This window comes from Chryseobacterium defluvii (genome assembly GCF_003634775.1).
In the GTDB taxonomy this organism is placed as follows: Bacteria; Bacteroidota; Bacteroidia; order Flavobacteriales; family Weeksellaceae; genus Chryseobacterium; species Chryseobacterium defluvii.
Window position 1 is genome coordinate 378,289 of record NZ_RBXB01000003.1, and the last position, 25,492, is coordinate 403,780.

At 38.2% G+C, this 25,492-nt stretch carries 20 protein-coding genes; 8 read left to right on the forward strand and 12 right to left on the reverse strand.

All coding sequences use genetic code 11. The features are described from left to right. Nucleotides 1-35: 35 nt before the first annotated feature. The 8 genes from BCF58_RS13645 to BCF58_RS13680 form a co-directional block, all read right to left on the reverse strand. Nucleotides 36-2,363, reverse strand: coding sequence for a glucosamine-6-phosphate isomerase (locus BCF58_RS13645; RefSeq protein WP_121462366.1), 2,328 nt, complete (start codon nucleotides 2,361-2,363; stop codon nucleotides 36-38). 147 nt (nucleotides 2,364-2,510) lie between these two features. Further along, entirely contained in the window at nucleotides 2,511-3,938 is a 1,428-nt protein-coding gene (locus BCF58_RS13650; protein WP_121462367.1) for a glycoside hydrolase family 125 protein, read from the reverse strand. Between the two features lie 29 nt (nucleotides 3,939-3,967). Next, nucleotides 3,968-6,199, reverse strand: a complete 2,232-nt coding sequence (locus tag BCF58_RS13655) for a GH92 family glycosyl hydrolase (protein ID WP_121462368.1) — start codon at nucleotides 6,197-6,199, stop codon at nucleotides 3,968-3,970. Nucleotides 6,200-6,326: 127 nt separating this feature from the next. Then, nucleotides 6,327-7,298, reverse strand: a complete 972-nt coding sequence (locus BCF58_RS13660) for a glycoside hydrolase family 130 protein (protein ID WP_121462369.1) — start codon at nucleotides 7,296-7,298, stop codon at nucleotides 6,327-6,329. Nucleotides 7,299-7,338: 40 nt separating this feature from the next. After that, nucleotides 7,339-8,628 carry an MFS transporter gene (locus tag BCF58_RS13665; protein WP_121462370.1) on the reverse strand — a complete coding sequence of 430 codons (1,290 nt, stop codon included), beginning with the start codon at nucleotides 8,626-8,628 and terminating at the stop codon, nucleotides 7,339-7,341. A gap of 130 nt (nucleotides 8,629-8,758) precedes the next feature. Beyond that, the gene (locus tag BCF58_RS13670) at nucleotides 8,759-10,390 is read right to left on the reverse strand and encodes a SusD/RagB family nutrient-binding outer membrane lipoprotein (RefSeq protein ID WP_121462371.1); all 1,632 of its coding nucleotides are present in this window, start codon (nucleotides 10,388-10,390) and stop codon (nucleotides 8,759-8,761) included. 11 nt (nucleotides 10,391-10,401) lie between these two features. Continuing rightward, entirely contained in the window at nucleotides 10,402-13,335 is a 2,934-nt protein-coding gene (locus tag BCF58_RS13675) for a SusC/RagA family TonB-linked outer membrane protein (RefSeq protein WP_121462372.1), read from the reverse strand. A 439-nt stretch (nucleotides 13,336-13,774) separates the two neighbouring features. Next, nucleotides 13,775-14,653: an AraC family transcriptional regulator gene (locus BCF58_RS13680; RefSeq protein WP_121462373.1), complete on the reverse strand. Its 879-nt coding sequence runs from the start codon at nucleotides 14,651-14,653 to the stop codon at nucleotides 13,775-13,777. 167 nt (nucleotides 14,654-14,820) lie between these two features. On the opposite strand from BCF58_RS13680, the gene BCF58_RS13685 reads away from it, so the two are divergent. The 6 genes from BCF58_RS13685 to fabF all read left to right on the forward strand — a co-directional run bounded on the left by BCF58_RS13685 (nucleotide 14,821) and on the right by fabF (nucleotide 19,869). Then, nucleotides 14,821-15,687, forward strand: a complete 867-nt coding sequence (locus tag BCF58_RS13685) for a helix-turn-helix domain-containing protein (RefSeq protein WP_121462904.1) — start codon at nucleotides 14,821-14,823, stop codon at nucleotides 15,685-15,687. Between the two features lie 86 nt (nucleotides 15,688-15,773). Next, nucleotides 15,774-16,190 (forward strand): OsmC family protein, encoded by a 417-nt coding sequence (locus BCF58_RS13690; RefSeq protein ID WP_121462905.1) that lies wholly within the window; start codon nucleotides 15,774-15,776, stop codon nucleotides 16,188-16,190. A gap of 110 nt (nucleotides 16,191-16,300) precedes the next feature. After that, on the forward strand, nucleotides 16,301-16,906 hold the full coding sequence (locus BCF58_RS13695; protein WP_121462374.1) for a TetR/AcrR family transcriptional regulator: 606 nt from the start codon (nucleotides 16,301-16,303) through the stop codon (nucleotides 16,904-16,906). 12 nt (nucleotides 16,907-16,918) lie between these two features. Further along, complete coding sequence (locus BCF58_RS13700; RefSeq protein ID WP_121462375.1) at nucleotides 16,919-18,187, forward strand: acetyl-CoA C-acetyltransferase; 1,269 nt, start codon at nucleotides 16,919-16,921, stop codon at nucleotides 18,185-18,187. A gap of 12 nt (nucleotides 18,188-18,199) precedes the next feature. After that, nucleotides 18,200-18,625, forward strand: a complete 426-nt coding sequence (locus BCF58_RS13705) for a PaaI family thioesterase (RefSeq protein ID WP_121462376.1) — start codon at nucleotides 18,200-18,202, stop codon at nucleotides 18,623-18,625. Nucleotides 18,626-18,627: 2 nt separating this feature from the next. Then, on the forward strand, nucleotides 18,628-19,869 hold the full coding sequence (fabF, locus tag BCF58_RS13710) for a beta-ketoacyl-ACP synthase II (protein ID WP_121462377.1): 1,242 nt from the start codon (nucleotides 18,628-18,630) through the stop codon (nucleotides 19,867-19,869). A 135-nt stretch (nucleotides 19,870-20,004) separates the two neighbouring features. Here the strand turns inward: fabF and BCF58_RS13715 are convergent, their stop codons facing one another. Together BCF58_RS13715 and msrB are read right to left on the reverse strand one after the other, a co-directional pair. Then, the gene (locus BCF58_RS13715; RefSeq protein WP_121462378.1) at nucleotides 20,005-20,766 is read right to left on the reverse strand and encodes a murein L,D-transpeptidase catalytic domain family protein; all 762 of its coding nucleotides are present in this window, start codon (nucleotides 20,764-20,766) and stop codon (nucleotides 20,005-20,007) included. Between the two features lie 127 nt (nucleotides 20,767-20,893). After that, on the reverse strand, nucleotides 20,894-21,421 hold the full coding sequence (gene msrB / locus BCF58_RS13720; RefSeq protein ID WP_121462379.1) for a peptide-methionine (R)-S-oxide reductase MsrB: 528 nt from the start codon (nucleotides 21,419-21,421) through the stop codon (nucleotides 20,894-20,896). 25 nt (nucleotides 21,422-21,446) lie between these two features. Between msrB and BCF58_RS13725 the strand changes: the two genes are divergently transcribed. Both BCF58_RS13725 and BCF58_RS13730 read left to right on the forward strand, forming a co-directional pair. Continuing rightward, nucleotides 21,447-22,691, forward strand: a complete 1,245-nt coding sequence (locus BCF58_RS13725; RefSeq protein WP_121462906.1) for a DUF445 domain-containing protein — start codon at nucleotides 21,447-21,449, stop codon at nucleotides 22,689-22,691. 18 nt (nucleotides 22,692-22,709) lie between these two features. Then, complete coding sequence (locus BCF58_RS13730; protein ID WP_121462380.1) at nucleotides 22,710-23,594, forward strand: hypothetical protein; 885 nt, start codon at nucleotides 22,710-22,712, stop codon at nucleotides 23,592-23,594. Nucleotides 23,595-23,636: 42 nt separating this feature from the next. On the opposite strand, the gene BCF58_RS13735 is transcribed toward BCF58_RS13730, so the two are convergent. Beyond that, on the reverse strand, nucleotides 23,637-24,659 hold the full coding sequence (locus tag BCF58_RS13735; RefSeq protein ID WP_121462381.1) for a quinone-dependent dihydroorotate dehydrogenase: 1,023 nt from the start codon (nucleotides 24,657-24,659) through the stop codon (nucleotides 23,637-23,639). A 60-nt stretch (nucleotides 24,660-24,719) separates the two neighbouring features. Then, nucleotides 24,720-25,433, reverse strand: coding sequence for a pseudouridine synthase (locus BCF58_RS13740; protein WP_121462382.1), 714 nt, complete (start codon nucleotides 25,431-25,433; stop codon nucleotides 24,720-24,722). Nucleotides 25,434-25,492 lie beyond the last annotated feature (59 nt).

The following is a 25,492-nucleotide window of genomic DNA, read 5'->3' on the forward strand; positions in this document are numbered from 1 at the left end:
GTTTATTGGTATTCTAGTGTCTTATCATAGAATATCTAATGGTGTATTCCTTCCGTTGACTTCTCAAGCTCACGGGCAGACTGTAAAAATTCTTCCACATTCATTTCTTTGAAAAACAGCAATCCGTGAGTGGCCCGCAGACGCGGACTTTCATTATCATAGAAATAGGGTTTTCCCAGTACAAGCTGAACCGCCTTCAACTGGTCTACCCAGGTTTGTATGGAAAGGTGACTGAATTTTCCATTGTACCGGTAACTTGGAAAAGACGCTTCCACCTGGCTCAAATAGCTGTTGGTAAAGCTTTCATCCATTGTACTCATGGCATTAAGAGATACCGGAAAAATATGAGTAACATCCGCTGCATTGAACTGGTACCAAACATTTCTGTAACCCCAGATTTTCAGTTCGGAAAGATTTTTTTCCTTGCCCCATTCCCTTACAGCTTCTGCAATGGCCTGCAAAACTTTATAATGGGTATCCGGACCGCTTCCTTCAGGATCGAAGGCCAAGCTGATGACCGTTGGATTGATGGCTTTCAGCTGTTGCAGGATCGGAATAACATCTCTTTCCCGATTGGGTTTTTCCGTGAAAATGGCTCCTGTATAAAAACCAAGCCTGAGATGATGAACATTTTTTGTTCTTACCCCGAAATGTGCCCAAACCAATTCTTCCTCATATTCACGGATCATTCCCTTCAGTGTCTGGATCTTTGGTTCCGGATTTTGACCGTCATAGCTGGAATTGATGGTAGCAATAATTTCACGGATCTTTTCCTCAACATCAGATTGAGTTTTCATACCCCAGAGCTCAACAATATTTCTTACCATTCTATGGGATACCGCTCTTGATCTCTCGTCTGCATTCCCGGAGGCAATATTGATCAGGTAATGATAAACATCCTTATCTTTTTTATTTTTATACCCGATTTCAAAAAAATCCGGATAATTCAGCATTTCTATTTCTCCTTTTTCTACAAAAGAAAGAGTATCATTCAGGATTTTGACTAAAAATTTATTGGTAACCGCCGTGAATCCGGATGTAAGAACTGAATAATAAGATGTATTGATCTCATTACGGGATTGATAATGAATATAAGGTAAAAGTCCTAATGAAATATCATCGTGATGTGGACCCGTATGATAAAAGACTTCATTGCTGAGAAGTTCTGTCCCTTTTTTAATTTTACGTTCAATAGAATCTATTACAGATTGAACTGTATTTTCATTAAGATCAGGAATCAGCTGTGTATACTGGTCTTCTTTAAGATCATCTAACGTGAGGTGTTCTGCATATTTATTTAACTTCTGAGTCAGAGACATGAGTGCCTTATCTGTTTTTTCCTGAGACCAGTTGCCTGAACGGTAATAATGATCAACAAAATCATTCAACATACTTGCAGCTCCCTGTGTGAGATAAAATCTGCCATTTGGAAGGAGGCTAAGAACAGAAGCGGGATACAGGTTGGAAGGAGGCAACTCCAATGCATCTTTTATCATAGGAGCCTTTGCCTCTCCTGCTGCAAAAATAATGGCAACAGCGTTTTTATTATAGGTAATGGTTTCCAGACCAATGGTAATCACCAGCCGCTCTCTTGAAATTTCAATTCCGCCAAGATCTCCGGCTGCCACAGCCTGTGTTTCGAAGTTGGTGGATGTTAACCGTGTCGTGGAATATGGGTCAGAACCTTTGATGTTGAATGCGATATGTCCGTCTGGTCCGATCCCACCCAGGAAGAAGCCGATTCCGCCCAGTGTACGGATCTTTTGTTCATATTCCGAACACCAGTTATCAATAAGGAAGATAGATTCTTTCTGCAGTTTTTCCAAAGGATTTTGAGCTTCGCGATATCTTAATTCAAGGTTTACTTTGTTATCCGGAAAAATTTCTTCAAATGTCTTTCCGTCAGCTAAAAGGATTTCATCACAGTTGATGAGCAATGCATTTTCTCTTTTCAGCCCTAATTCTTCTATGTAATACTTGTTTACATAATGGTAAAAGCTGTTTGCCTGTGATGATTTTATGGGATAGAATTCATCAATCTGAACAAAATGAAGATCAGCCAGTGAGGGTTTTCCTTCCAATAATAAATGATGTTTTTCTCTAAGCCTGATGATATTTTCTTTATCCCAATTCTCAAGAATATGCCTGGTCCAGTAAATAAAATACTCCGGCGTTTTTCCTGTAGGAAGGCTGATTACTCCTTTAGGATTTTCACTCACCCATTCCAGAAACCGAAATGCGGTAAGCATTCCCAGATTAGGAAAATTGTCCACAGCAATATAGGGTACATTCACCTTATTGCTTCTTAAAGTATCATTCAAAAATGATCTTTCAACCGGGGTAAAATTATCAATGTTTCCCATTTTTCAAGAGTTTTTACCTGTATTGTTTTATCTGAAAAAGAAAAAAATATATTCGTTTTTTTAGCAAAAAGCCTCCTTTAGCAATGCCTGAATGAGCTTTGCCAAATGGTATTATTCAAAAAAGAAAACGGAATGTTATTTATGCATTTACGTCAATAAATCCTGATTTTCGTTAAAGGTTTTCCATAACAGTTCTCCAAACAAGGTGTTCGCCCATGCGAACCATGCTCTGGTAAATTTCTTGTCATCGTCCTTATGGAAGGACTCATGCATGAAACCTGTACCCCCGTGGGTTTTCTGCAGGGTTTCTATGCACCATCGTATCTCGCTTTTATCTTTAGTGGTAAGGGCTTTCATAATGATACTCATGGGCCAGATCATATCAAGTCCGATGTGAGGTCCACCAATTCCTTCTGCCAGTTTGCCTTTGAAAAAGAACGGATTGTCTTTTGACCATACATATCTTCTGGTATTGAGATACACAGGATCATCCGGTTTTACAGCATCGAGATAAGGTAATCCCAGTAAACTCGGGCAGTTCGCATCATCCATCAGATTGTAGCTTCCGAATCCGTTGGTTTCAAAAGCATATATTTTTCCATATTCAGGGTGGTTGTAAATTCCGTATTTTTTGATGGCAGTCTCTACCTCATCGGCAAGATTATTCAACTGTTGAGCTAATGCTTTATCATTTTTTATCTGTGAAACCATTTCCGCAGCCTGACGTAAGCTTACTACTGCAAATAAATTGGATGGGATGAGAAATGCATAAATAGTAGCGTCATCACTTGGACGGAACATCGAGTTGATAAGCCCAACCGGATTGGTAGGATAACCGTACCCTCCCATCGGAATTCCGTCTGTAGCCCAAGATGTGGTACGTTCGAATTTATAAGGTCCTAAATTGGTTTTCCTTTGCTGTTCAATAAAAGTCTGTAAAGTAAGCTTAATTCCCTGTAGCCATTTGCTGTCAAAAGGTTTTGTATCCCCGGTAGTTTTCCAGAAATGGTACGCCAGACGAATCGGGTAACACAATGAATCGATTTCCCATTTTCTCTCGTGAGTCCCCGGTTTCATATCTGTATGGTCATGTTCTTTCCATTCGCTTACTTTATTTTCGTCGTTGTAAAAAGCGTTAGCATAAGGATCTTTCAGAATAAATTCTGTCTGCTTATGGATAACTCCGGAAATGAGCTTATGCAGTTTTTCGTCTTTTTTTGAAAACTGCAGATAAGGGAAAACCTGTGCTGAACTATCGCGGAGCCACATTGCGTCGATATCTCCTGTAATGACGTATGTATCCGGAGTACCATTGGTTTCTTTATAAAAAACAGTAGTATCTAATGTATTGGGGAAACAGTTTTCAAATAGCCAGGCCAGTTCCTTATTTTTCACCTTCTTTTTGAAAGCCGCAATCGCATTTTCCACGGCTTCACTGGTAAAATGTCTTTTATCTTTAGGAACACGGACAATAGGAAATTCTTCTATGCTCAGGCTTTTGGCAAAAACATTCTGCGTAAATAATAATCCCACTCCCGCCAATGCGCTTGTTTTTATAAACTTTCTCCTTTCCATGATTCTTTTATTTCTTTGTTTTTTATTAATTATTTTACAGGTTGGCTCCCCATTACAAATTTCAGTTCACCGCCCTTCATAATGTCACTGTGGTTAAGCTCCCAGCTTTTATGTTCTTTCCCGTTCAGGAACATTTTCTGAACATATATATTCTTATCGGATATTCTATCCGCAATTACGGTGAAGGTTTTTCCGTTTTCCAGCTGTAAAGATGCTTTCGGAAATTGTGGCGCTCCAATTGCATAAACAGGTTTCCCCGGTGTTACCGGATAGAATCCTAACGAAGAGAAAATATACCATGCCGACATCTGTCCGCAGTCTTCGTTGTTTACAATCCCATCTGGTTTTGCAGCATACATATTGTCACGGATATATTTTACCATTTTCTGGGTTTTGTAAGGTGATCCTGCATAGTTGTACAGGTAAGGAACATGATGTCCCGGTTCATCACCAAATCCTAAAGACCCGATGAATCCTGAAATATCAACGTGCTGTTCGCCTTCCATTTTAAGCTCTTCGGTAAATGTTTTGTCCAGCTTTTCTTCAAATCCTTTCTTTCCCCCGTACAAACTGATCATTTCATCAATCTGATGAGGAACAAAAAAGTCATACGCCCAGATATTTCCTGAAACCCAGTGTGGTTGAAGCTTTTTCCAGTCGTTCAGGACAAAATCAGGGATGAAATCTCCGTTTTTCTTTCTTGGCCAGAAATGGTTATTCTGCTTGTTGAATGTATTAAGGAAATTCATTGAACGCTTTTTATATACTTCTGCATCTTCTTTTTTACCAAGCTTTTCTGCAAGCTGCTGAATACACCAGTCATCATAAGCATATTCCAGTGTTGCAGACACAGAAGCTCCGTTTTCCGATGGAGTATACCCCAGTTTGATATAATCGTTGAGGCCACCACCACCATCACTGCTACTCATTTTATCCGTTAAAGAAGCATCTTTCATGGCTGCGAATGCTTTTTCGGGATCAATTCCCGGCACTCCTTTGGAAATAGCATCCCAAATTACGGAAGCACTGTGGTATCCAAGCATGCAGAAATTATCATAACCACATAGTTCCCAAATCGGCATGTGGTCCTTTCTGTCTGTATATCTGCTAATCAGAGAATTGGCAAATTCTTTCGTATGTTTCTGATCCATAATGGTAAGTAACGGATGTGTTGCACGGAACCCGTCCCAGTACGAATAGGTGCTGTAATTGGTAAACCATTTGGTATTCATATTTTCCTGAGCGGCTACATAATCTCCGTTCACGTCCATATAAAGATTGGGGGCAATGAACGTATGATAAACCCCTGTATAGAAAATTTTTCTCTGCTCATCCGTACCTCCTGTTATCTGGAATCTGTTTATCAGGGCTCTCCATGTATTTTGTGCTGCTTCTTTAGCTTTTGCAAAATCTACATTTTGGGCTTCAGCATCAAAGTTTTCCTGTGCTCCTTCTGTGCTTACAGGAGATAGAGATACTTTCACCTCAACACTTTCATTCTGCTGGGTAGAGAATCGTACAAAAGCTTTTGCATCTTTGGCTAAAGCAAATTTTTCATTGTTTTTTATTTTTCCTTCAGAATATACTCCGTAAGATGTAAAAGGTTTTGAAAATTCCATCACGAAGTAAGAGAATCTTTTTCCTCCCCAGCCATTGCTGTAGCAATATCCTTTAATTTTATTATTGCCTTCTATGCTTACAAGTGTATGATAAATATTCCCGAAGATTTTGTTGGTAGGATCGATAATGATATTGGATTCCTCACTTTTAGGAAATGTATATTTATGAAACCCTACTCTTGGAGAAGCTGTTAATTCAGCTTTGATTCCATAACTGTCCAGCACCACGGAATAATATCCCGGAGACGCTGTTTCTCTTTCATGACTGAATTTGGAACGATATCCTGTTTCCGGATTTTCTTCTGAGCCGGGAACCATTTTTATTTCTCCCACCGTAGGCATTACCAGAATATCTCCAAGATCTGCCCAACCTGTTCCGCTGAGATGGTTATGGCTGAATCCCATAATAGTCTTACTGCTGTAATGATACCCGGAACACCAGTCCCAATCTCCGCTTTTGGTATTTTGATCCGGGCTTAGCTGTATCATTCCGAATGGTGTTGTGGCTCCGGGAAAAGTATGACCGTGCCCTCCCGTTCCTATGAACGGGTCTACCCAGGAAAGAACATCATTTTTCCGTTGCTGGGCATTTCCATTGCAAATGAATACAGTAAGTAAAAAAATAAGCAGTTCTTTTTTCATAATAAAGGATTTCTCAAAATGTCCCTCAAGATAGGAGTTTACTTAAAAATATGAAAACCATCACGATGATTTTAAATAGTGGGAAAATAAAATTCACGATGATTTTCATACCGTTTTAAATCATTTTTTAAATTGAATTCTTTTTCATAAAATCTATAATCTCTGAAATATATCCGAAGGCAATAGAAACCACGGTATCTGCCGCCCCATAATATACTGTGACTTTATCCCCCTCAGTAATTGCCGCACATGGAAAAATAACATTGGGAATGTCTCCTGTAAGTTCATATAGTTCTGCCGGAGCCAACAGATAGGGTTTTGTACGGTATAATACCTTTGAAGGGTCTTCAAGATCGAGCAATGCAGCTCCCATCGAATACCGGAACCCTCTGCAGGTATTGATTACCCCATGGTAAAAAAGAAGCCATCCTTCTTTTGTTTTTATAGGAACAGGCCCCGCTCCAATTTTCGTACATTGCCAAGCGCTGTCTTCAAATGGAGTCACTTTCATTACACAACGGTGTTCTCCCCAGTATTTCATATCCGGGCTATAGCTGATGTAAATATCTCCGAAAGGCGTATGTCCGTTATCACTTGGCCTGCTTAGCATGGCATATTTTCCGTCAATTTTTTCCGGGAAAAGGACCCCGTTTCTGTTGTAAGGCAAAAATGCATTTTCACACTGAAAAAATTCTTTGAAATCAAAGGTATATCCGATGCCTATCGTAGGACCATTATATCCGTTACACCAGGTAATCCAGTAGCGGTCTTCAATAAAGGTAACACGAGGATCATATTTGTAATCAGATTCGATCATTTCTGTATTTCCGGCCTGCATTTCTATAGGATCATGATTGATCGCCCAATTGATGCCATCCTTGCTGAAACCCGCATAAATATTCATCTGCACCGCTTTATTGTCACAACGGAACACTCCTGCAAACCCATCCTCAAAAGGCACTACTGCACTGTTGAAAATACTATTGGATGTCGGGATCGCATATCTGTTTATGATTGGATTTTCAGAGAAGCGCCACATAATATCACGGCAATCTTTCGGGCGATCCTCCCAAGGGATCATTACTGATTGAGATGTCATAAAGTATTTTTACTTTTTATTTAAGTTATTTGTGATTAGGTTATTGTTCTTTTTGTTGTTCTGGATATGGAAAAGGAACCAACCATGTAATGATAAATGCAGGAACCGTAGCGATCAGAACCCAGATGAAGAATATTTTATATCCTACCCAATCGCTGATCATTCCGCTAAACATTCCGGGGATCATCACGCCCAGGTTCATAATGCCCGTTGCAAATGCATAATGCGCAGTTTTATGTTTTCCGGGAGCAATTTGCTGCATCATGTAGAGGATCAAGCCAACAAAGCCAAATCCGTAGCCAAAATATTCTATTATAACGGCAATGCTTACGGGTAACAGGCTTACCGGTTGATAATAAGCCAGTAATGCATACACCACAAAAGGAATATTAAATGCGGCACACAACCATATCAATGATCTTTTTAATCCTCGGGCAGAGATGAAATAACCTGCCAACACAGATCCTAAAATAAATGCACCCGAACCGTAAGTTCCATAGATCAACCCGATATCGGATGTAGATAATCCTAAACCTCCTGAAGATCTTGGTGCCTTAAAAAAAAGCGGTGCAATTTTAATGGCAAATCCTTCTGCAAAACGGTATAGAATAATAAATAATACAGACCCTATAATATTCCGTTTTGTAAAAAAAGAGGTAATGACCTCCAACAGTTCTTTTCGGACATTTCCTGCAGTTTTCCTGGAGGTTTGCTCTCCCTTATTTTCTTTCGGCAAGATGAAATAATGATAAGCCGCCAACGCAAAAAATAAAAGAGCATAGACTCCCATGATCATCATCCAGGCATGGGTCACTCCTTCTGTTTTTTCCAATACTCCTGCGAAATAAACCAAGATCCCGCTGCTGATAATTTTAGCCAGATTGTAAAAAGCACCCTGCCAGCCAATGTACTGTGCCTGTTCTTTGTTTGTCAAAAAATTAATATAGGTTCCATCTGCAGCAATATCATGGGTTGCTCCACAGAATGCTACAACGGCAAAGAGGGCAATGCTGTATCTGAAAAAACCAGGCAACGGCAGGCTCAATGCAATCAAAGCAAACAGAATTCCTATTGCAAATTGAGTAAAAACAACAAAGAATTTTTTTGTTTTATAGATCTCCAGAAAAGGGCTCCAAAGAGGTTTCAATGTCCAGGAAAATAAAATAAGCGCCGTCCAGAAAGCGATCTTAGAATCCGAAATCCCCATGTCTTTGTACATGATGCCAGAGACCGCATTTACTGTCACAAAGGGCATCCCCATTGCGAAATACAATGTTGAAATCCATAAGATCGGTTTTATTCGGGAAGTTCCGGGGCTATTTTTTTCCATACATATAAAACACTATGCAAGTTAAAAGAAAAGAGGAAGTCTCAAAGAGTAAGATTATATTAGATATTGTGAATTGAGTTTTGAGACAACCTCTCTCTTTTTTAATTTATTTGATCTGATTTGGTTAATATTATATTTTCTTATCCCACCATAATTTTGTGGCTCCGGTATCCGGCCCGCCAAGATATTGTACTGCCTGAGGATAATTCAATGTATTATTTCGATATTTGGACGGAATAGGAACTCTTCTGATCATTACATCAGTACTTATAGTACCCTGGCTGTCATTCAGAATGTTTTTAAAGATAACAGGATACCCTGTTCTTCTTTGCTCAGCCCACGCCTCAGCTCCGTCCGGATAAATGGCAATCCACTTTTGAGTCATGATTCTTTCCAGTTTTCTTTCGAAAGTATCTCCGGCATTCCATTTGATCGTAATCGTACTTAGCATTGGATTTCCTGCCAGGATGTTATTGGCCGAATTTTTAGGATCAATATAAGGTGCTTCTGTGGAGGTAGCATCTGCAATATAAGCAGCATATCCTGAACTTTTTCCCCATTCTGCAAATGACATTTCTATCCCTTTGTTATAATTGACTTCTGCATCCCCTGCTCCGGCGTAACCTCTTATAGCAGCTTCGGCTTTCAAAAACCATGCTTCTGCTGCTGTAAAGATTTTATTTTTTCCGTTGCTTGCTGAAAAATAGTCTCCTGTTGCCGCTGCTGCGATGGGTTGAGAGAAATCTCCATACCGGTCTTTACTTCCTCCAAGATCCACACCCAGTCTTACTCCAATGTACTGACCTGAAGCGGCAGGATCTGTAGCAGGTTTAGCATACGCCGAAATTCTAGGATCATGGAATCCGTTCATAAAAGCCATTAAAGGCGCTCCGATTTTACAATCTCCCCATGAATAAATGATATCATTCAACGGAGAAGCTCCGCCATAGCTTACCAATGCATTTTCTGAATTGTCATCGATTAAACCTACCGGAGAAGATAACGCTTCTTCGGCATATTGTTTAGATTTTACCGGATCTGCATAGCTCAATCTCATAGCCAGCCTCAACTTAAGCGAATTGGCTAATTTTGCCCAATTGGCCGTATTTCCTGAAAATACCACATCGGATTTTTGGATCACGGTTTTATCTTCAATACTTGGAGTTCCGGAAAATGCCTGAATCGCTTTATTAAGATCCGTAACAAAGTAGTTGTAAGCATCCTGCTGGGAATCAAAATCCGTGATCCCGTTGGCACTTGGAGACTCGAATTTACTATAAATTACGGGTCCATGAGCATCTGAAACTTTTTGAGCGGCAATTACTCTTAATATCATCAGAATAGCTTTGGATTGGGAAAAGTCTACTCCCGGATATTTTTCCGCCGATTCCCTGAAGAAGTTCTTATATTGTTGGTTAACATCCTCTAGCTGATTCATCATGATCCTTTCATTCCAGCCGTCCATCATAAAGTAAGTAGTATTGTTCTTCCCTCCATTATAGGGAGTAGCTGTACTGAATAAGCCACTGTACATATCCGCATTAAGGTTGGTCTGCAGCTGATAGATCCAGTTGGTAGGATTCTGAATGTTTTTCTGCATTTGTTTTAGCGGATTGGTCAACACCACAAAATCAGCCAGTAACTGTTCATTGGTGACGCCGCTATATTGTGAGTTGATGTTTTCAAAATCATCGGTGCAACTGCCTGAAAATAATGCAGCCACAAGACTCAAAATAATAATCTTAGAATTTATTTTTTTCATATCTCAGGTAATTAGAAGTTTGCTTTTAAAGAGAAACCTAAAGAACGGGTAATCGGCATCCCGAACATATCAACACCAACTCCTCCGGGATTAACTCCCGATACCTGCTCAGGATCAAAAGGAGCATCTTTGTAGAGGAAGAACAGGTTAGTCCCGATAACACTTAATGTAGCATCTCTGAATATTTTTGAATTTGTTTTAAGAGTATAGCTGATTGAAGCCTGTCTTAATCTGACAGCAGTAGCCTTATAGATATAAGCTTCGTTGATACCTCCTCTTCCTCCAACAACTTTATAATAATCTTCAGCATCCGTTAATCCTGTGTAAGGAGTTCCATTTTCATAGACTGCATTCGGAATGGAAACACCTCCTGCATCTCTGGAATCTGCGGATGCCTGGCTTACCCCTAATCCATCATTAACAGATTGGGTAAATCCTAAAACCTGCCCTCCGAATCTTCCGTCTATAAGGAAACTTACATCAAACCTTCCAATTGAAAAATTGTTATTAAGCCCAAGCATAAACTTCGGGTTAGGGTTCCCAAGATATTGTTTTTCGTTACTGTCTTTGATAGGTACTCCATTCGCATCTACCACGATTCTTCCCTGGGTATCTCTTTTAAATGCAGTACCATACAGGTCTCCAAACGAACCTCCAACTTTCAACATATTAAATCCACCTCCGTTCAAGACAAAAAGCTTCTCAGGATCCGGATAATATTTCAACGGTAAAAGTTCCTTTATGGTATTTTTATTGGCTGATGCATTAAGCGTGGTCGTCCATCTGAACTTTTCACGATTAAAAACTTTATAGGACAGACTTGATTCGAAACCTATATTCTCAATTTTTCCTGCATTGATATCAACTTTTCCGGACTGTACTCCAAAATTTGTTGCCGCATCAACGCCTTTTAAATATTGATTACTAACCACTGACTTATAAAATGTAAAATCAAAAGATAATTTATTATTAAACATTCTTAGCTCTGTCCCGGCTTCAAAAGTCCTGTTGAATTCAGGCTTCGGAAATAAATCACTAAACATCGCATTACTCACCGGGGCAGAAGAATAAGACCCCGTGATCACTCCAGCATTAAATTCCGGTTGTGGAATCGTGGATGTTGGATCCAGTGCATTTCCTACAGTAGCATAGGAGGCCCTTAGTTTCCAAAACGAAATTGCCTCCGGAAGATTGAAGATCTCTGTTAAAATACCATTTGCTCCTATTGATTCGTAATCAATACCATTATTACCTGTACCTGCTAGTGTTGAAGACCAGTCATTTCTGAAAGTCAGATCCAGATATACTTTACTCTTATAACCAAGACTCGCACTTGCAAAAACAGACTGATCCTGTCTTTGAGGATGGGTAATGATATAGCTTCTTCCATTCCCGTAGACCCCCTGTCCTTGTTCATTACCCCAGTCGAGATTATTAAGAGCAAAGAGGTTAGCTACAAAAAGCTTATTGTTTTCGATTGTTGTAATGTTATATTTAAGATCAGAAATACTGGCTCCCAATGTAAAATCCAGACTGATATCGTCATTAATTTTAGGGTTCCCTATTAATAATGCATCCCCATAAATGGTTGTTTTTTCTAATGTGTTTTTATAAATTTTCCCATTACTGTCCTTGCTTCCTAAAACCGTTGGCTGGGAATAGGCCGCCACATTTCTTTGAGAATCCGAATTAAAATAATTGTAGTTTCCTCTCACTTTTGCTGTTAACCAGCTGTTGATTGTATAGCTTAATGCTGCAGACCCATACACATTTTTGTTTTTTGTGATTACAGGGTTTTTATTAAGTATCCAAAAAGGGTTTTGGGTCTCATTATCTGCAAATTCACCATTGGGTTTTACAGCCCACCAGTTTTGCGCATCCAGATACCTGGTTTGATCAAAATAAGAATAATTCTGTGCAAAATGATCAAAATCCACTCCTCTCGGAAGCCAATATAAATTGGTAATCGGAGAGAAATATGATCCCGGAGACAGCCTGTTTTTTGAAGTCTGTAATGAGGCCATTACATTGGCATCCAGAACAAGTTTATCATTCAGGAATTTACTGGTCGTTCTGTAATTGATATTATATTGATCTAAATTAGAAGTAGGAATTATTCCTTTATTGGTTGTATTTCCTAAAGAGAAAAAGCTCGTTGACTTTTCATTGCCTGCCTGAAAGCTTACACTGTTGATCCAGGTAACCCCGGTTTGGAAGAAATCTTTGGTATAATCTTTTGAAGAGCCTTTTGCTCCCCAACTGTCATATGATCCGGTATTTCCGTTAGCCGGATCGTAAGGGGTGGTTTGAAGATAGCTATGCTGTAGTTCTGGCAAATTATATACTCTATCAAATGTCAAACTTGAGCTATAAGAAAGGCTGCTTCTTCCGGCAGACCCTTTTTTAGTTGTGATAAGTATCGCCCCATTACTTCCCTGAGCTCCATACAAAGCGGCGGCCGAAGCACCTTTAAGAAAGTTGATGCTTTCGATGTCTTCCGGGTTAATTGTACTTAACACATCTCCCGTATCAGGCATTGAATTAAAGTAATCTACATTAGGGCCTCCAGTTCCGGTAACTCCCGTATTGTTAATGATCGGAATACCGTCAATCACATATAACGGCTGACTGTTTCGAGTAGACTTATCCCCTCTCATAACCACTCTTACCGATCCACCCACACCACCATTCGTTTTATTGATCTGTACGTTGGAAACTTTTCCGTTAATGGAGTTTAAAAGATTGGGAGTTTTTACTTCAGTCAACTCATCTCCGCCAATCTGCTGGCTGGAGTAGGTTAGAGAACGTGCTTGTCTTTTTATCCCTAAAGATGTCACAACAACCTCTTGGATATCGGTTGTTTTAGCAGTGTCGGAAGCCTTTGATTCCTGTGCATATCCAGACACGGAAAAGGCCAATACAACCGGTACAACTATTTTTCTCATAAATATTAGATTAGTTAAGGGTTATGTGAAAATTCATTTATTACTTTAAATATTTTCATGCTTTTAAAACAATTCTCTCATTTTCCTCAACATAATATTTCAAATGCATCAAATAATTAAAGTTTTATTAAGATTTAATTCACATTAACAAATCTAAATTTTGTAGCCAGTCAGATATAATATTATTTTATCATAAAACGATATTATTTTTTCAGCCATTATAAAAAAATGTCAATTAATCATTGATTATCAATGTTTTAAATCAAAATATGCATTTCAATTTCATATTTAAAAACTGATGTTTTTTTACTATTTTTTATATTTTCTGCATCATATACTTATCATTTTAATGGATTTCAATAATAAAAAAAGAAATCCGGATCTCTAAAATCCGGATCGTCTTATTTAAAAGTATATTTTTACAAATAAAAACAAAACACTACTCTATTTTTTTCACTCCTTTAAAAAGTTCTTTAAATTCTGTAGGAGTTGTTTTTTTGATGGATTTAAAAACCTTATTGAAATTGGCAATATTATTAAATCCGGCTTCAAACGCGGTTTCAGAGACCGTAAGGTTCTTTTCCATCAGCCATCGGGCGGCATAGCTTATTCTTATTTCGTTAAGATAATTCACAAAAGTTTTCCCTGTCCTTTTTTTGATGAACCTGTTGAAGGTCACACTGCTCATATTCACAAGAGCTGCAGCATCATCAAGTGTTATTTTATTTTCAAAATTTTTATGCACAAAATCATGTATGGTTTTCATTTTATCATTATCAACAAATGTTTCAAGTTCTATACTATAAGAAGATAAAAGGGTTTTATTTTCAGCAGTCGCCAATTCATTAAGAATTTTCATAATTTCAATAAAGGATTCAAAACTGCTCATTTTAGATAGGTTGAGAAAAGAGTCCTTCAGTTTTTCAGCAGTTTCCTGGGAAAATAATATTCCCCGGATAGATTCCTTTATCAGATTATTGATGGGTTTCAGGATATTTTTCTCCATTACCGACTGGTTAAAAAAATCCTGATTAAATTGAACGGTAATCTCATGTGTTTTCCTGTTTTTACACTTGTGATTGGCCCAACAATGCGGTAAATTGGGGCCTACCAACACCAGTTCTAAATTTCCGATTTCTCCGGTATGATCACCGATCATACGACGGTACCCTTTTCCTTTATAGACAAAATTGATCTCAATTTCCGGATGGTAATGATACGGAAAATCAAATGATGCCTTTATCCGGTCAAATACAAGAAAACTGTCCTCGGGAGATAACGGGGTTATTTCTCTCAAAATATTTTCTAGCTTGCTCATTATTTTGTGAAGAAAATTAAATTATAATTCAAATACAAGGCTTTTAAAAAGGGAAAAATATTATCTTGTAATATATGAATTTTTATGGTTTCTTGTACTTTTCTTTTTGCATTATGTCAACCTATATTAAATCATGCTTTTTTGTATCTTTAAGCGAAAGTAAATATATGCCGCAGCCGCTTATTTTTGAAGACCATTACAAGAAACTGGGGTTTGAAGTTTTTTCCGATAAAAACCTTGAAATCATCAATAGCGGACAATTTCGTCCGTATATCAAAATACTTCTGATTCCTGCCGGTTATGAGCTAAATGTAGATTTCAAACAATATGCTCCCAAAAGAACGTCTTTATTTTTCTTAACCCATCAAAACTTTACCATTGAAAAGGGAAAAGAAGACGCCATTCTGTTATATTATAACCGTGATTTTTACTGTATCCAGATTCATGATAAAGAAGTGGCTTGCGACGGACTTCTCTTTCATAATATTTTCGAAATCCCTTTTGTTGAACTGGAGGACGAAGAAGCAGCTATTATCACAGATCTTTTCCAACAAATAAAAAATGAACTGGAATGGATGGATTCTTCTGCCGAGGAAATGATAAGAACCTATGTGAAACAGCTGATTATCCGTGCCACAAGAAAATGGAAAAAACAGAATATTGATAATGAACACATCAAAATTCCAGGCAGTGAACTGGACATTTTCCGTGATTTCAGCAGATACCTTGAAATTCATTTCAAAGAAAAGCATAATGTCGCAGACTATGCCAATCTCCTTCATGTAGCCCCTAAAACATTAACTCACAAGTTTAAAAATCTAAATCTGGAATCACCCAACCAGCTTATCATCAACAGGATTTTGCTGGAAGCCAAAAGGCTTTTATTCTATACCGATAAAACCATTAAAGAAATTGCCTATGATTTGGGGTATGAAGATCCCGCTTATTTCAACAGGCTTTTTACCCATAAAACAGGAAGCACTCCCGTTACATTCAAGAAAAATTACACTTCGGGAAAAAAGTACAACATTTAATACTGTTTTTCCATTTTTTCTGACTTCATTCTGATATAAATTTGTACCATCAAAAAATAAATAATATTAACAAAAAACAAAACATTATGAGACGTAACGCCACTGCCGTTTGGAACGGTACCATCAAAGAAGGAAACGGACACTTAACAACTCAAAGCACAACGTTAAACCAGACTCAATATTCTTTCAACAGCCGTTTTGCGGACGGAGTAGGAACCAATCCCGAAGAATTATTGGCTGCCGCTCACGCAGGATGCTTCACGATGAAGCTAAGTGCAGAGCTTTCACAAGCAGGCTTCACTCCTGAAGAACTAAAGACAACATCAGTTATTACTTTGGACCCAAACATTGGAAAGATCACAAAATCGGAATTGACTTTAACTGCGAAAGTTCCTGGTATTACCGAAGAAGAATTTCAGAAATATGCTAAAATTGCCGAGGAAGGATGCCCGGTAAGTGCCGCTTTCAATTTTGAAATTACCCTGAATGCTACTTTAGCTTAATAATATTCATAAATAATCTGAGTTGATAGATTCAACTCAGATTTTATTTTAATCTAAAATATACCGATCGGTATATTTTATTGTATATTTGCATTATATTTTCATTGAAAATGTCAAAAGCAGAAAAGACCAAACAACTCATTATTGAGAAAACCGCAGCTTTGTTCAATACCAAAGGCTATCTCACTACGTCCTTATCAGACATTACACAAGCGACAGGACTCACTAAAGGAAGCATCTACGGAAACTTTGAGAATAAAGATGAGGTAGCTATTGAGGCTTATAAATATAATTCAGGGTTGTTGGCCAGAAATATGGCCCGCTCTTTCGGAGACGAATTCCCAACAACACTGGATAAATTGCATGCTTTTGTAGCCTTTTACAGGAAAAACTGGAAAACCGTTTTTCTTAATGGCGGATGTCCATTAATGAATGCCGCCACTGAAGCTGACGATAATTTTCCATACCTTAATAATCAGGTTAAGAAATCATTCGGGGAATGGACCGCTAAAATTGCCTCCGTTATTTCAACAGGTCAGAAAAACAATGAGCTTAATTCCGCATTAAATGCAGAAGAATATGCTTCCTTATTCATCATGCTTATTGAAGGAGGGATTCTACTCTCCAAAACCACAGAAGACGAAAAGTATCTGCATCTTGCTTTAGATAGGATACTTTCGATTATAGATCAAGAACTTACCATTATTCCATCATAAATTTTTCATCCTATGGAAACAAAAAAAGTGGCCATTATCGGATACAACAGAATTCCGTTTGCCAGAATCAATACCGCATATGCAGACCAGGGAAACCAGGACTTACTGATTGCCGCATTAAATGGTCTTATAGATCGCTATCATTTGAAAGGAAAGCTCCTTGGGGAAGTGGCTGGCGGTGCTGTGATCAAACACATTTCCGAAAGCAACCTCATCAGGGAATCCGTGATGAATACTTCACTGGATCCTGCAACTCCGGCCTGTGATCTTCAACAGGCTTGCGACACAGGTATTGAAGCCGCTGTATATATCGGAAATAAAATTGCATTAGGACAAATCGAAAGCGGAATTGCCTGTGGTGTTGAAGCGATGAGCAATATCCCTTTTGAATCTACTCCAAGATTGAGAAAAGCATTATTAAAAGCCAATAAAGAAAAATCAGCTTTTGGAAAATTAAAACAATTGTTAAGTCCGAAGCTGAAAGACTGGATGCCGGTTCCTTACAAAGGCCAGGAACCGAAAACAGGCCTGGTTATGGGAGAGCACACAGAAATTACAGCAAAACATTACCAGATTTCCCGTGAAGAACAGGATCAGCTGGCTTTAAAGAGCCATCAGAATATGGCAAAAGCATACGATGAAGGCTTCTTTGATGATATGATTTCTCCAGCTTTTGGTTTACATACAGACAATAATCTCCGCCGTGATACTAGCCTGGAAAAATTAGCTTCATTAAAACCTGCTTTTGATAGACAAAACGGGACATTGACTGCTGGAAATTCCACTCCGTTTACAGATGGTGCTTCTGCAGTATTACTGGCTAGTGAAGAGTGGGCAAAAGCTAATAATTTACCCATTTTAGCCTATATTACTTTTTCAGAGGTTGCAGGGATTGAATATGTTGAAAATAAACACAATTTATTACTGGCTCCGGTTTTTGCAGCGGATAGAATGTTGAAAAAAGCGGGAATGAGCCTTGAAGATTTTGATTACTACGAAATTCATGAAGCTTTTGCAGCACAGGTATTGGCAACAATCAAAATTTGGGAAAATGATGAGGCAGCAAAAAAATTCGGTCTTGAAAAGGCTCTTGGAAAAATAGACAGAAGTAAACTAAATGTAAAAGGAGGAAGTCTTGCTGTAGCCCACCCTTTTGCCGCAACGGGAGGAAGAATCATCGGAACTCTAGCCAAATTGCTCAACGAGAAAGGAAGCGGAAAAGGGTTTATTTCGATTTGTGCCGCAAGAGGACAAGGGGTAACGATGATATTAGAAAAATAAAAATTATATAGTATGGACAGGTTAGCACAATTACAGCAATTCATAGGCAAAGAATTTGATCAGTCACCTTCTCCCTTCATGAAATGGCTCAACCCTATTGTGATCTCTGCTGAAGAAGGACATCTGGAATTTCAATATATCGTAAGGCCGGAATGGCTGAACCCCATTGGAAACCTTCATGGCGGGGTAACAGCAGCCATCATCGATGACATCATCGGAGCTACCATGTTTTCTTTGAATGAAAAATCATTCATCACAACCATTAATAATGTGATCGATTATTTTTCAACTGCAAAAGAAAATGATATTATTGTAGCAGAAACTAAAATCATTAAAAGAGGGAAACAATTTGTGAATGCCCACTGCGAAATATGGAACGCAGATAAAACCAGGCTAATTGCAAGAGGTACCTCTAATTTATTTAAAATTAATAGCTAAGTATGAAAAGAGTTGTCATAACTGGACTGGGTGCGGTAACACCTTTAGGAAACAACGTAGAAGATTTTTGGCAAAATAGCATCAACGGAGTAAGTGGAGCCGATTTAATCAGGCATTTCGATACAGAGAAATTCAAAGTTCACTTTGCCTGTGAAGTCAAAGATTTTGATCCTAAGGTGTATTTAAATCATAATGAAATCAAAAGAAGTGATCTTTTCACTCAATATGCCATGTATTCATCTGCTGAAGCCATTCAGGATTCTGGATTGGAGCTGGAAAGCATGGACCCTTTCGACACCGGAGTGATCTGGGGTACAGGGCAGGGCGGTATGTGGACTTTTGAAAATGAGGTCATGGATTTTGCAAAAGGAGACGGAACACCTCGTTTCAATCCGTTTTTTGTTCCAAAATTTATTGCCAATATGGCTTCGGGAATGATCTCCATGAAATACGGACTTCAGGGAATCAACTATACCACCGTTTCCGCCTGTGCTACAGGAAATACGGCTTTAATGGATGCTTTCAATTATATTCGTCTTGGAAAAGCAAAAGTAATTATCAGCGGCGGATCGGAAGCGGCCATTACTCCGGCTTCTATAGGAGGTTTTTCCATTATGAAAGCTATGTCCACGAGGAATGATGATTTTAAAACAGCCAGCCGTCCTTACGATGCCCATAGAGATGGGTTTGTAATGGGTGAAGGTGCAGGAGCGTTGGTTCTTGAAGAGTATGAGCACGCCAAAGCAAGAGGTGCCAAAATTTATGCAGAATTGGTAGGAGCGGCAATGACAGCCGATGCGTATCACATGACAGCGCCACATCCTGATGGAGTCGGAGCGATTAAAGCGATGCAGCTGGCCCTGAAGGAAGCGGGAATCAACACAGAAGATATTGATTATCTTAACCCCCATGCGACCTCAACTCCGATCGGAGATCTGATTGAATTAAAGGCAATTAACAATGTATTCAAAGGGAGTAAAAATCTTGATATCAGTGCCACCAAATCCATGACAGGGCATTTATTAGGCGCTGCAGGTGCAGCAGAAGCGATTCTTTCGATAAAAGCTATTCAGACAGGGATTATCCCGCCAACTATCAATGTGGAGCATATGGATGAAAATATTCCGAAAGAGGTGAATATTGTTTTTGGAGAAGCTAAAGAAAAGGATATTGCGTATGCTTTAAGTAATGCTTTTGGATTTGGGGGCCATAATGCATCTTTGATTTTTAAGAAATTTAAATAATTCTTTCTCCCACTGATTAAGCAGATAAAGCAGATGCTTGTGTCTGAATAAAGGTTTAAGAGATTCTTCTTTCGTCAGAATGACAAAGAACATTATTTTAAATAAAAAAGCAGTCCGATTGGACTGCTTTAATTTTTAAGCTTTTAACCACTCCGATTTAGAAAGGTAATTCTGGTCCGGGTAATAAATAAAAAGAAGATTTCTTCCTTTTATGGTATTAATGATTGGCTGTGTGAGGTCTCTTGGAACCGCCGGGCAACCCCAGCTTCTCCCGATTCTTTTATGCATCGCTGCAAATTCTTCACTTACATAATCTGCGCCGTGCATTACGATTGCTCTTCTGTAAGCCGCATCATTAAAGCCCTTGTCCATTCCTAATAATCTCAGAGAGTATCCGTTATCTCCATCATAAGTAGCATCCGTGATATAAAACCCGAGGCTGGTCTGCAACGAACTTTCCGTATTTGAAAAATTCGTCGCAAATTCTTCGCCTGTATTTTTTCCGTGAGCCACTAATGAGTTGAATAATACTTTTCTCTCGTTCATATCAATTACCCAAAGTCTTTTTGTATTTGAGGACATAGAAAAATCGCATACCGTAAGTAAATGCGAGTCCTGGTTCAGCAATCCTGCTTTTTTCAGATTTTCAAACCCTCTTAATGCTTTCGAGAATACTTCGTAATTCAGCTCGTGATTAGGCTCAAAAGCTATCGAGTGGTATAATTCTTCTGCAGAAGATCCTGTATTTGTTTTCTTCTCAAATTTCGTGTCAGCTACTAATGTTTCAATTTTTTTGGTGTTGATGTCTTTCTTTTTCGCCATTACTTTTCCCGGAGAAAGATAAAACGACGTGGTAATCATGTACACCACACCTAATAAGCTATATAATCCCTTCATTTAATATTATGTTAATTCAAATAAGCGGAGCAAATTTATAAAAACATCATAATGAAGGCCAATTACTCTACAAAGTTTAACTCAATTTAAGAAACTTTAACTTCCTGATTCTGTGAATTAAAGCCGTCTAATTCTGTAAATCCGGGGCAAATTCCAGGCTTACAGAATTCATACAATACCTTAACCCTGTTGGCTTGGGGCCGTCATCAAAAACATGACCCAAATGAGAATCACACCTTTTACAAAGTACTTCTACCCTGTCCATTCCATAAGTAAGATCTCTTTTGTAATAGACCCCTTCTTTATCTGCCTCAAAAAAGCTCGGCCAACCGCAGCTGCTGGCAAATTTTGAGGTGGAACGGAACAGATGATTCCCGCAAACAGCACAATAGTATTCGCCAACTTCATCAAACTCATTATATTTTCCGGTGAAAGCTCTTTCCGTGGCAGCTTCTCTTGCAACAGCATATAAATCCGCAGGAAGAATCTTTTTCCATTCTTCATTGGAAATATACAGCTTTGTCGTATCGGTTCTTGAGTAGTATGGATTGTTTTTTGCATCTTTATTTTCCATAGATGAGGTTTTGATAGGTTGGTTGCTCTGTGAACAAGTTTGCAGAAAAGTAAATAATACTATTGAAATCAAAAATTTCATAACCAAATTTACTAAATTTGAGAATATGAATGATGAAGCTAAAAGAATACAGCTAAGGAAATATAAAGCTTTTGCCACGGGATTATTTCTGTTGATGGCAGTCATTTTTATAGTGATGACAATCCTTCAGAAAACAAATAATTCCCATTGGATAGGCTATGTTCGTGCTTTTTCTGAAGCAGCAATGGTGGGTGCTTTAGCAGACTGGTTTGCCGTTACGGCGTTGTTTCGTCGCCCGATGGGATTGCCTATTCCTCATACCAATCTTATTGAAAACAGCAAACAAAGGCTGGGAGATAACCTGGGAAGTTTTGTGGTAAACAATTTTCTTTCTCCTCAAAATATTCGTCCATACATCCAAAAGCTGAAAGTATCCAATTTTGTAGGCGAATGGCTCGCCAAAGAGAAAAACCAGGTGATCCTGATTAATAATCTCTCTGATATTGTACTGGATATTCTCAATAAGCTGGACGATTCTGCCGTAAGTCATTTTATCAGCAAAAAAGTTTCGGAAATGACGGACGATATTCAGCTCAATAAAATCCTCGGAAACGGGATCAATTATATTTTGGAAAAAAATGACCACCAAAGGATTATCACCAATCTTTCAAAACAAATTAAAGACTACGTTCTTGAAAATGATGAAATGATTCAAAAACGGGTAAGCGAAGGAAGCTATACGTTCATTCCCAAATTCGTTGATAATAAAATTGCCGAAAAAATAGCCTCCGGGCTTTCTGGTTTCTTTAAAGAAATTGAAGAAGATCCGGAACATGAAATAAGAGCTTTGATCACCCAAAAAATTCATGAATTCTCTATGGATCTGAAAGAAGATCCGAAATGGAACGAAGAATTCAGAAACATTAAAAATGGGCTTCTGAAAAATGATAAACTGGATGAATATTCCAATGATATCTGGGTTTCCATCAAAAAAACATTAATGAATGAACTTCAGGAAGAAGAGTCTTCCTTGAAAAAATATCTCTCCAAAAATCTTGATGAATTTTCACAAAACTTAAAAACAGATGAAAATCTTCAAAACAAGATTGACCATTGGGTACGAGTTACCGCTTACAAATATATCCTGAAAAACACCCATCAGTTCGGAAACCTCATCAGTTCAACCGTTGGAAACTGGAAAGGAAAAGAACTGAGTGAAAAACTTGAGCTGGAAGTTGGAAAAGACCTCCAATTCATTCGGGTCAACGGGACTTTAGTCGGCGGATTAGTCGGGCTGATTATTTATACTGTTGCCCATTTCTTTCTTTAAAACTAACCACACCAAACCATGAAAAAAAACTTTACTTTACTTCTTTTCCTCTACTCTGTGCTTTTTCTCAGTCAAAAAGTTGAGCTTAAAAGCATTACGGATTCTTCTCAGATATTCAAAGGAGAAATTGCAGGATTACCCATCACCATGCAGCTCAATTATACAGGAATTGTAGATTGCAGCCAGTATCAGCATTTTGTGGACGGATGGTATTATTACGATAAGTATCAGAAAAAAATAGCTTTATCCGGTATTTATGATTATGGAAATTTACATCTCTATCATTTCGGAGGCAAACAGAAGCAGGTTTTTAAGACCTTTCAGGATAAAATTACCTCTCCCCATTCCATTGAAAAAGTAGACAGTATTGCAAAAACCCTTAAGCCTAAAGAAATCCTGGATTTTACGAGCAATAATGAAAGTCTTGAAATTGCCGGCCATTTTTATATGAAAAATAAAATGCATCCTGCAAAATTATTCACTAAAAACAATATGATTTACCGGTACAACAACTATCTTATTCTTCCCCCTAACAAGAAAATCAATACGTATGATGTGATTGATCGGTATGGAGGAAATGAATTAATAGCCTACAAATCCGACAACACCGGAAACAGGGTTCTTTTGTATTTTGAGAGAGCTTCCAACTTCAACTATTGCGGAATGTGCGGCGCCAGTGATGGAGAAAAAGGATATAGGGTACTTTATTTTACCAAAGACTGGAACTATAAAAGATATGAAGAATTCCTTACGGAAAGCTGCCTGAACAATATCTATGACACTTCAGAAATAAAAACCAAAGATCCCAAAGTCATTAAACTCGATATTAAGAAAACAACCACTTCTCCGGCTTACACGTTAACCGTAGATATAAAAAATGCTTCCGTTGTAAAATCGAAATAAATAAAAAGAGAGTCACTTTGACTCTCTCTAAATATCTTTAAATTATCTTGGTAATCTGCTGGCTCTTTTTAAAAGCTCTTTATTGATTTCATTGATCAATTCAGGGCCCTCATAGATAAATCCGGTATAAAGCTGAACTAAACTTGCTCCTGCATCCAGTTTTTCAATAGCATCTTTCGCAGAATGAATTCCACCTACTCCTATGATAGGGAAAGCTCTGTTACTTTTTTCGGAAAGGAAACGGATCACTTCTGTAGATCTTTTCGTTAAAGGCTTTCCGGAAAGCCCCCCGATTTCAGATTTGTTCTCTGAAACCAAACCTTCACGGGAAAGGGTTGTATTGGTAGCAATAACGCCTGCAATTTTGGTTTCCTTTACGATATCAATGATATCTAAAAGCTGATCATCGGATAAATCCGGAGCAATTTTCAGAAGAACAGGTTTTGGATTTACCTTTTCGCTGTTCATTTGCTGTAAAGTTCCCAAAAGCTGGGTTAAAGGCTCTTTATCCTGAAGCTCACGAAGATTGGGTGTATTTGGAGAACTTACATTGACCACGAAATAATCCACATAAGGGAAAAGCTTTTCAAAACAGATTTTATAATCGTTAACGGCTTCTTCATTCGGAGTCACTTTGTTTTTTCCGATATTTCCGCCAATCAGTACGTTTTTATTCTTTTTAAGACGCTCTACTGCGGCATCTACTCCCTCGTTATTGAAACCCATTCTGTTGATAATGGCAGAATCTTCCTTTAAACGAAAAAGCCTTGTCTTATCATTTCCGGGTTGAGCTTTTGGAGTCAAAGTCCCGATTTCTATGAATCCGAAACCAAGATCAGACAGTTCATTGTACAGCATGGCATTTTTATCGAAACCTGCAGCCAGACCCACCGGATTTTTAAATTTCAATCCGAATACTTCCCTTTCCAGCCTTTTGTCTTCAATTGGTTTCGGAAGGAAAAGCTTCGTTAAAAAGGAGAAATTTTTAAGCATCGAAAAAGTAAAATAGTGAACTTCTTCTGGATCGAATTTGAAAAGAATGGGACGGATCAGCTTTTTGTACATGCCTTTTTTTGGAGTACAAAGATAATTATTTTAATTGAGAGTGTAAACCCGGCAACCCGACTAAGAATAATCAGATTCATTACCATAAGAACTTAAATCGAAGCCTAAAATATTTGCAACTCTTTTGAATTCATCATCAATGGAAGCATTAAGGATCATTTTTTCACGAGTAACGGGATGATTAAAAATCAATTGATGAGCGTGAAGCGTCATTTTGTTAATGCCAAATGTTTGAAGCCACAACTTATTTTGCTTATTGCACCCATGTTTTCGGCAACCTAAAATCGGATGTAGAATATGTTTAAAATGCTTTCTTAACTGATGAAACCGCCCCGTTTCCGGAATGGCTTCTACCAGACAATATCTGGAAGTCTGATGTTTTAAAAAAGGTAAATCTATTTCCGATGTCTGTAAACGACGATAATAGGTAATTGCATTTTGCCTGACTTCATTTTCATTAACTAAGTCATAATCGATTGTTTCTTCTTCTTTTGTCCAGCCACGAAGAATGGCGATGTATTTCTTTTCGACTTCTCGTGATGCAAACTGATCACTCATTGTTCCCAATGTTTCTTTATCTAAAGTGAACAGTAAAACACCCGAAGTTTTTCGGTCTAATCGATGAACAGGATAAACTTTTTGCCCAATCTGATTTCTCAACTCCTGAATCGCATAAGTATCGGCTTCTCCTGAATAAAAAGATTTGTGAACCAATAATCCGCTGGGTTTGTTAATGGCAATAAGATACTCGTCCCGATAAAGAATTTCTAACATGGTACAAAAGTAAAAATTTTAGTCTGATTAGCTCTGGTTGAGTGGCATGTTTGAGCTCT

Excerpts from the sequence above, each read along its gene's own strand:
- BCF58_RS13740 (WP_121462382.1), bottom strand. The coding sequence starts at position 25,433 with ATGTTAGAAATTCTTTATCGGGACGAGTATCTTATTGCCATTAACAAA.
- BCF58_RS13655 (WP_121462368.1), bottom strand. The coding sequence starts at position 6,199 with ATGAAAAAAGAACTGCTTATTTTTTTACTTACTGTATTCATTTGCAAT.
- BCF58_RS13735 (WP_121462381.1), bottom strand. The coding sequence starts at position 24,659 with ATGTACAAAAAGCTGATCCGTCCCATTCTTTTCAAATTCGATCCAGAA.
- BCF58_RS13660 (WP_121462369.1), bottom strand. The coding sequence starts at position 7,298 with ATGACATCTCAATCAGTAATGATCCCTTGGGAGGATCGCCCGAAAGAT.
- BCF58_RS13690 (WP_121462905.1), top strand. The coding sequence starts at position 15,774 with ATGAGACGTAACGCCACTGCCGTTTGGAACGGTACCATCAAAGAAGGA.
- msrB (WP_121462379.1), bottom strand. The coding sequence starts at position 21,421 with ATGAAATTTTTGATTTCAATAGTATTATTTACTTTTCTGCAAACTTGT.
- BCF58_RS13675 (WP_121462372.1), bottom strand. The coding sequence starts at position 13,335 with ATGAGAAAAATAGTTGTACCGGTTGTATTGGCCTTTTCCGTGTCTGGA.
- BCF58_RS13650 (WP_121462367.1), bottom strand. The coding sequence starts at position 3,938 with ATGGAAAGGAGAAAGTTTATAAAAACAAGCGCATTGGCGGGAGTGGGA.
- BCF58_RS13725 (WP_121462906.1), top strand. The coding sequence starts at position 21,447 with ATGAATGATGAAGCTAAAAGAATACAGCTAAGGAAATATAAAGCTTTT.
- fabF (WP_121462377.1), top strand. The coding sequence starts at position 18,628 with ATGAAAAGAGTTGTCATAACTGGACTGGGTGCGGTAACACCTTTAGGA.
- BCF58_RS13680 (WP_121462373.1), bottom strand. The coding sequence starts at position 14,653 with ATGAGCAAGCTAGAAAATATTTTGAGAGAAATAACCCCGTTATCTCCC.
- BCF58_RS13700 (WP_121462375.1), top strand. The coding sequence starts at position 16,919 with ATGGAAACAAAAAAAGTGGCCATTATCGGATACAACAGAATTCCGTTT.
- BCF58_RS13665 (WP_121462370.1), bottom strand. The coding sequence starts at position 8,628 with ATGGAAAAAAATAGCCCCGGAACTTCCCGAATAAAACCGATCTTATGG.
- BCF58_RS13645 (WP_121462366.1), bottom strand. The coding sequence starts at position 2,363 with ATGGGAAACATTGATAATTTTACCCCGGTTGAAAGATCATTTTTGAAT.
- BCF58_RS13715 (WP_121462378.1), bottom strand. The coding sequence starts at position 20,766 with ATGAAGGGATTATATAGCTTATTAGGTGTGGTGTACATGATTACCACG.
- BCF58_RS13670 (WP_121462371.1), bottom strand. The coding sequence starts at position 10,390 with ATGAAAAAAATAAATTCTAAGATTATTATTTTGAGTCTTGTGGCTGCA.
- BCF58_RS13695 (WP_121462374.1), top strand. The coding sequence starts at position 16,301 with ATGTCAAAAGCAGAAAAGACCAAACAACTCATTATTGAGAAAACCGCA.
- BCF58_RS13685 (WP_121462904.1), top strand. The coding sequence starts at position 14,821 with ATGCCGCAGCCGCTTATTTTTGAAGACCATTACAAGAAACTGGGGTTT.
- BCF58_RS13730 (WP_121462380.1), top strand. The coding sequence starts at position 22,710 with ATGAAAAAAAACTTTACTTTACTTCTTTTCCTCTACTCTGTGCTTTTT.
- BCF58_RS13705 (WP_121462376.1), top strand. The coding sequence starts at position 18,200 with ATGGACAGGTTAGCACAATTACAGCAATTCATAGGCAAAGAATTTGAT.